9 protein-coding genes and 1 pseudogene are annotated in these 8,106 nt (G+C 72.9%); 5 read left to right on the top strand and 5 right to left on the bottom strand.

Going from position 1 to position 8,106, the window contains the following annotated elements; all coding sequences use genetic code 11:
- From ABD54_RS28400 to ABD54_RS23965, 3 genes and pseudogenes are all read left to right on the top strand, one after another.
- Positions 1-334: pseudogene (locus tag ABD54_RS28400) on the top strand (carnitine dehydratase); the annotation flags it as partial.
- Positions 331-2,871, top strand: coding sequence for an AMP-binding protein (locus ABD54_RS23970; protein ID WP_047871800.1), 2,541 nt, complete (start codon positions 331-333; stop codon positions 2,869-2,871). The pseudogene ABD54_RS28400 and the gene ABD54_RS23970, both read left to right, overlap by 4 nt.
- A gap of 76 nt (positions 2,872-2,947) precedes the next feature.
- Positions 2,948-3,421, top strand: a complete 474-nt coding sequence (locus ABD54_RS23965) for an SRPBCC domain-containing protein (protein ID WP_082166967.1) — start codon at positions 2,948-2,950, stop codon at positions 3,419-3,421.
- Between the two features lie 86 nt (positions 3,422-3,507).
- On the opposite strand, the gene ABD54_RS23960 is transcribed toward ABD54_RS23965, so the two are convergent.
- The 5 genes from ABD54_RS23960 to ABD54_RS23945 all read right to left on the bottom strand — a co-directional run bounded on the left by ABD54_RS23960 (position 3,508) and on the right by ABD54_RS23945 (position 6,551).
- A complete protein-coding gene (locus tag ABD54_RS23960) occupies positions 3,508-4,776 on the bottom strand; it encodes a tetratricopeptide repeat protein (protein WP_047871799.1) in 1,269 nt (422 codons plus the stop codon).
- Positions 4,777-4,973: 197 nt separating this feature from the next.
- Complete coding sequence (locus ABD54_RS23955) at positions 4,974-5,192, bottom strand: hypothetical protein (protein WP_047871798.1); 219 nt, start codon at positions 5,190-5,192, stop codon at positions 4,974-4,976.
- A gap of 256 nt (positions 5,193-5,448) precedes the next feature.
- The gene (locus tag ABD54_RS28145; protein WP_152692084.1) at positions 5,449-5,772 is read right to left on the bottom strand and encodes a hypothetical protein; all 324 of its coding nucleotides are present in this window, start codon (positions 5,770-5,772) and stop codon (positions 5,449-5,451) included.
- Positions 5,769-5,993, bottom strand: a complete 225-nt coding sequence (locus tag ABD54_RS23950; protein ID WP_047871797.1) for a hypothetical protein — start codon at positions 5,991-5,993, stop codon at positions 5,769-5,771. Before ABD54_RS23950 ends, ABD54_RS28145 begins: the two co-directional genes overlap by 4 nt.
- Before the next feature lie 3 nt (positions 5,994-5,996).
- Positions 5,997-6,551: an ATP-binding protein gene (locus tag ABD54_RS23945; protein ID WP_047871796.1), complete on the bottom strand. Its 555-nt coding sequence runs from the start codon at positions 6,549-6,551 to the stop codon at positions 5,997-5,999.
- A gap of 202 nt (positions 6,552-6,753) precedes the next feature.
- Here ABD54_RS23945 and ABD54_RS23940 point away from each other — a divergent pair, with 202 nt between their 5' ends.
- Together ABD54_RS23940 and ABD54_RS23935 are read left to right on the top strand one after the other, a co-directional pair.
- Positions 6,754-7,605, top strand: coding sequence for a helix-turn-helix transcriptional regulator (locus tag ABD54_RS23940; protein ID WP_235432176.1), 852 nt, complete (start codon positions 6,754-6,756; stop codon positions 7,603-7,605).
- Positions 7,606-7,613: 8 nt separating this feature from the next.
- Complete coding sequence (locus ABD54_RS23935; protein WP_047871795.1) at positions 7,614-7,802, top strand: DUF397 domain-containing protein; 189 nt, start codon at positions 7,614-7,616, stop codon at positions 7,800-7,802.
- Positions 7,803-8,106 lie beyond the last annotated feature (304 nt).

Here is an 8,106-nt window from a genome sequence, read left to right as displayed (position 1 = left end):
GCGCCAGGTCCCCGTCGGGGACCTGGCGCAGATGGCCGCGGCACCGGCGTTCGCGGCGGCCTTCGACACGGTCGGCGGCGCGTCCTGCGTCCGGGCCCCGTGGAGCTTCGCGCCCGCCGCCGACGCCCCGAGCGCCGAGACGGGCTCACGGGAGGGCGCCGCTCGCCGGATCGAGCCCCTCCGCCACGACCCCGCTCCCGGCCTCACCGCCGCCGACCGGGGATCCCGGGGCGCCGCCGGTGCCGGGACCACCGGCGCGGAGGCCCCGCGGGCCGCACCGTCAACGCCCCCCGGCGGCGCCCCGGCCGACCACCCACCCGTGGAGGACCGATGACCTGGACCTCCTCCAACGGCCTGGAACTGCGCGACCTGGTCCCGGCCGACCTGCGCGCGCGGTGGACCGGGCGCGGCTGGTGCCCGGGCCGGGACCTGTACGGCCTCTTCCACGGGCACGCGCTCGCCCACCCCGGACGCGACGCCGTCGTCGACGGCCGCGGCACGCTCGACTACGCCGGGCTGGACGCCGCCGTGCGCCGCGCCGCCGCCGCGCTGGCCGCCGGGGGAACGGGGGAGCGCGACATCGTCGCCCTCCTGCTGCCCAACGGGCGCGAGGCCGTCGTGGCCGAACTCGCCGTCGCCGCCGTCGGCGCGGTCGCGCTGCCCGTACCCGACGGCCGGCCCCCGGCCGACGTGCGCAGCCTGCTTGCACGCTCCCGGGCGGCGGACCTCGTCACCACCCCGGAGCGCGCCCGGCAGATCCGCCGCGCGGACCCGCCGCCGACCCTGCGCCGGACGTGGGCGTTCGGACCGGCCCGCCCCGGGACGCGCAGCCTGGACCGGTCCGACACCGGGGAGCCGGGGGACTGGCTTCCCGCCCGCCCCGACCCCGAGGCCCCGGCCCGGATCCTGGTCTCCTCCGGTTCCGAGGGCGAACCCGGCATGGTCGCCTACAGCCACAACGCCATGGCGGGCGGCCGGGCCAACTACGTGGCGGCGCTGCACACCGGACCCGGCCCCATGCGCAACCTGGTCCTGGTGTCGCTGGCCTCCTCCTTCGGCTCCTGCGGGGTGCCGGTGACCCTGGCCGGACTCGGCGCGACCCTGGTGGTCCTGCCCCGCTTCGACCCGGCCGCCGCGCTGCGCGCGATAGAGCTGCACCGCCCCACCCACCTGATCGGCGTGCCCACCATGCTGCGGCGGATCGCCGCGCTGCCCGAACGGGCCGACACCTCGTCCCTGCGCGCGGTGGTGGCCAGCGGCGCCCCGCTGCACCGGGAGGTCCGCGACGCCTGCGCCGCCCGCTTCGGGCGGCCCGTGGTCAACGTCTACGGCTCCACCGACGGGGTCAACTGCCACACCGCCCGCCGCCCGGAGGCGTGGGAACCGGGCCTGGCCGGAGACCCCGCCCCCGACGTGGCCGAGGTGAGCATCCGCGACCCCCGGGGGCGCCCGGTTCCGCGGGGGGAGACCGGCGAGATCTGGGCCCTGGGACCGATGACACCGCTGTGCCGCGTCGCCGCGCCCGAGCTGGACGCCGAGCGGCGGGCCCCGGGCGGGTGGGTGCGCACCGGCGACCTGGGCCGCCTGGACCCCGACGGCGCGCTGCGGGTGGTGGACCGCCTGCGACGGACGGTGATCCGGGGCGGCGTCAACATCTACCCGGCCGAGGTGGAGCGCGAACTCGGCGCCCACCCCGCCCTCGCGGAGGCCCACTGCGTCCCCGTACCCGACCCCGACCTGGGCGAGCGCGTGTGCGCCTGCGTGTCCCCCGAGGAGGGGGCCGCCGCGCCCTCCGCGAAGGAGCTCATCGCCTTCCTGCGCGACGAACGCGGCCTGGACGTGCGCGCGCTGCCCGAGCACGTGGTCGTGCTGCCCGAACTGCCGATCGGCCCGACCGGGAAGGTGTGCACGGCCACCCTGGCCCGCGTCGCGGCCGAAGCCGTCGGCGCGCGCCGACCGCCGGGCCGGGCCGCGGCCGAGGGCGGTCGCGCCCCGTCAGAGCCCGTAGCCCGAACGGCCGTACCGACCCGACCGGCCCCGACGATCCGACCGACCCCCGAGGAGGTACCGGTGACCGACGCCGCCGAGGACCAGCGCTACGTCTTCGACAACCACAGCGAGCACGCCTTCGACCAGCACCGCTTCCTGGCCGCCGCCTACGACCCCGTGACCACCGAACGCCTGGAGCGGACCGGTGTCGGGCCGGGGTGGGACTGCCTGGAGGTGGGAGCCGGGGGCGGCAGCGTCGCGCTCTGGCTGGCCGACCGGGTCTCCCCGGGCGGGAGCGTGCTGGCCACCGACATCAAGCCCGAGCGCGTCCCCGCCGCCGAGGGCCTGGAGGTGCTCCAACACGACGTGGTCCGCGACCCGCTGCCCGAGGCCGCCTTCGACCTCATCCACTCCCGGCTGGTCCTGTTGCACATCCCGGAGCGGATCGCGGTCCTGGACCGCCTGGTGCGCGCGCTCAAGCCCGGCGGCGTGCTCCAGCTCGACGAGTTCGACATCACCTACGGCCCGGCGCTGCTCATGCCCGACGCCGGGTCCCAGAAGCTCTACGAGGAGTTCCAGGAGGCCAAGACCAGGCTGATGGTCCGCGCCGGGGCCGACCCGGCCTGGGGCCGCAACGCCGCCGAGGCGATGCGCGGCGCGGGCCTGGTGGACATCGACCCCCGGCCCCGGCTGGAGCTGTGGGACGCCGACTCCCCCGGCGTGCACCTGATCGCGCACCACACCCGCCACCTGCGCGACGCCTTCGTGCGCGAGGGGATGACCGACGAGCGCCTCGCCGAGGTGCGCGCGCTCCTGGCGGACCCGTCCTTCAGGGCCACCTCCTGCGCGATCTACTCGGTCCAGGGCCGCCGCCCCCTCTGACCGCGCGCACGCGGTCTGTCGCCGGTGTCGGTTAGGTTGCCCGTGTACGAAAGCGCTGGTTGGAGGAGGGGCGGACATGGCCGGGACACCGAGGCGAGTCGACCGTGGCAGCAGGGTCGTCCGCGCCTCCGCGGCGGCGGTCTACGCGGCGATGACCGAACCGGACGCACTCGCGGCCTGGTTGCCGCCGGAGGGCATGACCGGCCGGATCGACCGCTTCGAGCCCGGGCCCGGGGGCGGGTACCGCATGGTGCTGACCTACCCCGACCCTCAGGAGGGGCGCGGCAAGAGCTCGGAGACGGAGGACGTCACCGAGGTGGCCTTCGCCGAACTGGTGCCCGGGGAGCGGGTCGTGCAGCGGATCGACTTCGAGTCGGAGGACCCCGACTTCGCCGGGACGATGACGATGACCTGGACCCTCACGGCGGGCCCGGAGGGCACCCTGGTCACCGTCGAGGCCGCCGACGTGCCCCGGGGTATCGACCACACCGTCCACGAGGGGGCCCTCGCCTCGTCCCTGGCCAACCTCGCGGCCCACGTGGAGCGCTGATCCGGCGGTCCGGTCCCGGGCGGACGCCTCCGCCCGGGACCGGACCGCCCTGCCGGACATCGGAGCGGCTTCCCCGCGCGCGGTCCTCAGCCGTCGGCGGCCAGGCGGCCCAGGCGTTCCTCCGCCTCGTTCGCGCGCGGGTCGTCGTGGTCGCGCAGGTACTCCAGGGCCGCGTTCCACGCCTCCCGGGCCGCAGCGGCGTCGCCCAGTTCGGCTCGGGCGTCGCCCAGGCCCAGCAGGGCGACCGCCCGGCTGTCCCGGTCGTCGCGCTCCTCGAAGACGCGCAGGGCCCGACGGTACGCGGCCACCGCTTCATCCGCCCGCCCCGAACCGGTGAGGCTTCGGCCCAGGGTGCAGTGCGCCCACGCCACGCTCCAGTCGGCGCCGATGGCCTCGAAGGCCTCGATCGCCGCCCGGCTGTGGTGGAGGGCCTCGTCCCAACGGCCCAGGTCCACGCCGAAGTCGGCCAGGCTGAGCAGCCCCATCGCCGCGCCGCGAGGCTCGCCCGCCTCACGGAAGACCGCGATGGCCCGCTCCACGTGCGCGGAGGCGGTTCCGTCGCGCTCGCCGCGCTGCCAGGCCAACACTCCCAGTTGGCGCAGCGCGAACCCCTCCACCCACGGGTCACCGGCCTCCCGGTTGGCCTCCAGCGCGGACTCGTAGTGCCGCACGGCCGAGCCGGGATCGTCCAGCAGCCAATGGGCGTCGCCCATGCCCAGGTGGTTGCGGGCGAGTCCGAAGGCGGTGCCCGCGCTCTCGGCCGCCCGTAGGCCGACCGCGTGGAGGTCGCGCCACTCGTGCCAGTGCCGGTGCAGCTCGAACAGCCCGTACACGCTCGCCGGCAGTCGCCAGGCGGTGTCGCGGTGGCCGTGGTCCAAGGCGGCCCGCACCACGGCCACGAGGTTCGCGCGCTCGGTCTCGAACCAGGTCAGCGCGTCCTGTACGGAGTCGAACTCGGGCAACTGGTGATCCTGTTCCCGCCCGGGGACGACCGGGAAGTTGGGGTGCTCCACGCGCTGGGCCCGGGCGGCGGCGTGCGTGTACCACCGGGCCACCCTCCCGACGGCCTCGCTCGGCGCCTCCGGTCCCTCCTCAGCGCGGACCCGCTCGACCGCGTACAGGCGGACCAGGTCGTGCAGGCGGTAGCGGTCCTCGCGCGGGCGCTCCACGAGGTTCGCCCGGACGAGGCGGTCCAGGAGCCTCCGGGCCTTTGCCTGCGGGGTGTCGGTGAGCGCGGCGGCGGCTCCGGGGGAGAACTCCGGCCCCGGGTGCAGGCCCAGGCGCCGGAAGAAGCGGGCGGTGCCCTCGTCCAGGGCCTGGTAGGAAGCCGTCATCACGGCGCGCAGATCACTCAACTCGTCCTCCTCGGCGAGGGCGTCCAGACGGGAATCCTCGGCGGCCAGTTCGCGTACCAGGTCGCTCAGTGCCGCGTCCGGCCGGTCGAGCAGCCGCTCGGCCGCTCCACTGGAAACCGGGGAGGTCTGTACCGCTCATTCCAGGAGACGAAGGCGCCGGGTCCTCCAGATGCTGTGCAACCCGGCGCCTGAGGAGCTTAGCCCTGTCTCCGGCGGTGGAGTTCGACGGCGGCGAGAACGACCTCGGGGGAGATGCGGACCGCGGTTTCCCCGGGCAGGGGGTTCTCCACCTTCGCCCAGTCTTCCGGTGCCAGAGCGGGGCCCTGGACGACGAACTCTCCGGTGTCGCTGAGGTAGACGGAGGGACAGCCCTTGCCTCCGGACGCGGGGTCCTTGGCGAGCAGTTCCAGTTCCATGGATCTCCGTTCGGGCTTTGCGAGGGACCTTCAGGGGACGCCGAAACTAGCACGCGTGCCATGCGCCACAGGGATTCTGGCCGTTTCCGGTCCGCTCGGTCCCGGTCCCTTCTCTGCCCCTTTTCCACTCCTTTCTCAGAGCTCTCATCGGGCACGAGCGCATACAACCCTGCGGTGTTCATGGTTCTCCGTTCCTTCGCAGCGGTGTGGCTGGCGGGGCGCCGCGACCGGCGGCCGGTCGCAGCGCCCCCGAGGCTCAGGGGCTCCGGCGGAACCCGGGGAAGGGCGAGGTGCCCGGTGCTGCTGTGACGGCGGTGACCGAGCGGATCAGCTCCTCGGGACTGTCGGCGCAGACCAGCCGCATGTGACCCGTGTGCGCGGCCCAGTACTGGCGGGTGTACCGGCCGAACCAGACCGTCCAGCCGTGGCGGCGCAGCGCCGACAGCCCGCATCGGGGGGCACCGCCCGGGCCGGGCCTGGGCCCTGGAGGGCTGGAACCGCGTCCGGGTTCCGGACGGGCGACGGGGCCGGGCCGCTTGGGGGAGGCCTCCGTTCGAGGTGCCTCTGCCACGGCGGTCACGGGGCGCTCTTCCGCTGCGGAGGCAGAGACAGGGCCCGGCGCAGCGCGGTCGGGTCGTCGGCGGTGACCAGATCGGCCGGGCAGGGGCAGCGCCGGCGAACCAGCGTGGCGACGAGGATCGGGCGCCCCGACTCGTCGTGGAGTTCGCAGATGAGGTGGTCGGGGAAGTCGCGGCGCAGGCGACGGATCTCCGGGCTGGGGTGGATGCCGTAGCCGGGCACGGTTCACCACCCGTCCTGGTTTCGCGGGGCCGTTCGGGGCGCCGGAACCACAGGCGGCCGCTGCGGTGTCCGCGGCTGTGCGGTCCGCTGCCTGGGCGGCCGGACGGAGCCCGGCGGCTGGTCCGGCTCCTCCGGAGTCCAGCCCAGGGTGAAGAAGACCGCCGGTCCGTGCGGGGTGCGTTCGACACCCCAGGTGTCGGCCAGGGCGTTGACGAGGAAGAGGCCGCGCCCGTGCTCGGATTCGGGATCGGCCGGAACCGCCCGGAGAGCGGGAACGCGGGTGTCGTCGCGGCCGCGGACGGAGACGCGGAGGCAGCGAGCCGAGGTGAACAGCGAGACGAGGAACGCCCCGCCGCGTGCTCCGGCGGGGGAGTGCAGCAGAGCGTTCGTGGCGAGCTCGCTCAGGATCAGGAGGGCGTCCTGGGCTGGGGAATCGGGTATCCGTGTCAGCTCCAGACGCCGTGACAGCCAGTCGCGCGCGTCCCCGACGGCGGACAGCGCGCCGGGGAAGCGCCCGAGATAGCGCCGAAGCTCGGGCCGCCGAGGGGGTTCGGGCATGGGAGTACTACGGTTGTCCAAGGTCCTCGCCTGGTCTCTCAGGTTGTGGGCTCAGGCCCTGTCCGGACGGTGCAACGTCCAGGCAGGGCCGTTTTCATGCCTCAGGGGTCGCAATCGGTGATCACCGAGGTGCACACCGCTGTCGTACAGCCATAGTTCATCACGTCTAGCTCATGTGCAAGGTGCATATCGAAAAAAGCTGATGGAAGATGAGGGCGTCCGCTACGCTCTCGGCATGAAGAGTCCAACGGTGGGGCGCTGGCAGTTGGCCCAGGAGCTAGGGAAGCTGCGAGGAGAGAGGCCGCGCGATCGCGTGGCCAAGGCCATCGACGTGGCCCCGAGCAGTATCACCCGATGGGAGGACCCCAGCGGGGCGATCCCGCGACGCCGGGACCTCCATGCGCTGCTGGAGTACTACGAGGTCCCGAAAAACGAGCTCGGACGCTATCTGGAGTTGCGCGAACGTGCGCGCGAGTCTGGGTGGTGGCAGCGCTACGGCATCAAGGGTGGCTATGGCACCTACATCGGCTTGGAGAGTGACGCCCGGAAGATTCAGCGCTACGACGCCATCCACATTCCTGGCCTGTTCCAGACGGAGGACTACCAGAGAGCTTTGATCGCGGGTAGTGGAGTTGCGATCAGCCAAGAAGAGGTGGACCGTCGGATTCAGGTTCGTGGGGAGCGGCAGCGGGTCTGGATGGGCAACCGTCCGCAGACCTGGGCCATCATCGACGAAGCCGCCATTCATCGCATGGTTGGCGGGGCTGAGGTCATGCGGGCCCAGCTTGACCACGTCATCGCTTTGATGGATCAACCGCACGTCACCGTTCAGCTCTTGCCCTACGAGGTCGGGGCTCACGCTGCTATGGAGATGGGCTCGTTCACTGTCCTCGAAGTCGGGGTACTCAGTGTCGTGCACACCGAACAACGCAGGAGTGTCCTCTTCCAGGACGATCCCTCTGAGGTCGAGGAGCATCTTCGTGTGCTCGATAGGCTGCGCATGGAAGCATACGGAGACGCCAAGACCAAGACTGGTCTGCGTAGCGCACACTGAGGTGAAACTTGAGAGAGCAGTGGTACAAGAGCAGTTACTCCACGGCTAGTGGGGAGTGCGTGGAAGCTGCTCACTTCGGTTCAGGAGAGCACGGTATGCGTGACTCCAAGCAGCCTGAGCTGGGCCACCTGGCCTTCCCCTCTGCGGAGTGGCGCCCCTTCGTCTCCTCGCTGAAGGCGCCGGGCACCACCTCCTGAGACCGTCCTCCCTTCCCGCATCCCCACAGCGTCGAGCCCCGTAAGCACCACCGCTTCCGGGGCTTCGTGGTACCCGGCCCCTCTCGTGCCCAGACTCGGTACGGGTCCTCCATCAGGGGCCGAAGACCGCGCGGGTTCCCCGCCCCTCTGCCCTCGGGAACCCAGCCCCTTCCCGAACGTAGTCGCACGGCTACCGTAAAAACGTTTTTCGTGTTAGCTTCCGGTGCAATGGGAGCGCTCCCCACCCCCCACTCCTTCCGGACACCGCCGTCTGGATTCGCACAGAGGAGCAGCAGTGCCCATC

It is taken from the genome of Nocardiopsis sp. RV163 (genome assembly GCF_001029525.1).
GTDB classification, from domain to species: domain Bacteria; phylum Actinomycetota; class Actinomycetes; order Streptosporangiales; family Streptosporangiaceae; genus Nocardiopsis; species Nocardiopsis dassonvillei.
The sequence above is the reverse complement of the archived record's forward strand: the minus strand, read 5'-3'. Positions and strand labels throughout refer to the sequence as shown.

Excerpts from the sequence above, each read along its gene's own strand:
- ABD54_RS23955 (WP_047871798.1), bottom strand. The coding sequence starts at position 5,192 with ATGGAACTGGAACTGCTCGCCAAGGACCCCGCGTCCGGAGGCAAGGGC.
- ABD54_RS23965 (WP_082166967.1), top strand. The coding sequence starts at position 2,948 with ATGGCCGGGACACCGAGGCGAGTCGACCGTGGCAGCAGGGTCGTCCGC.
- ABD54_RS23940 (WP_235432176.1), top strand. The coding sequence starts at position 6,754 with ATGGAAGATGAGGGCGTCCGCTACGCTCTCGGCATGAAGAGTCCAACG.
- ABD54_RS23945 (WP_047871796.1), bottom strand. The coding sequence starts at position 6,551 with ATGCCCGAACCCCCTCGGCGGCCCGAGCTTCGGCGCTATCTCGGGCGC.
- ABD54_RS23970 (WP_047871800.1), top strand. The coding sequence starts at position 331 with ATGACCTGGACCTCCTCCAACGGCCTGGAACTGCGCGACCTGGTCCCG.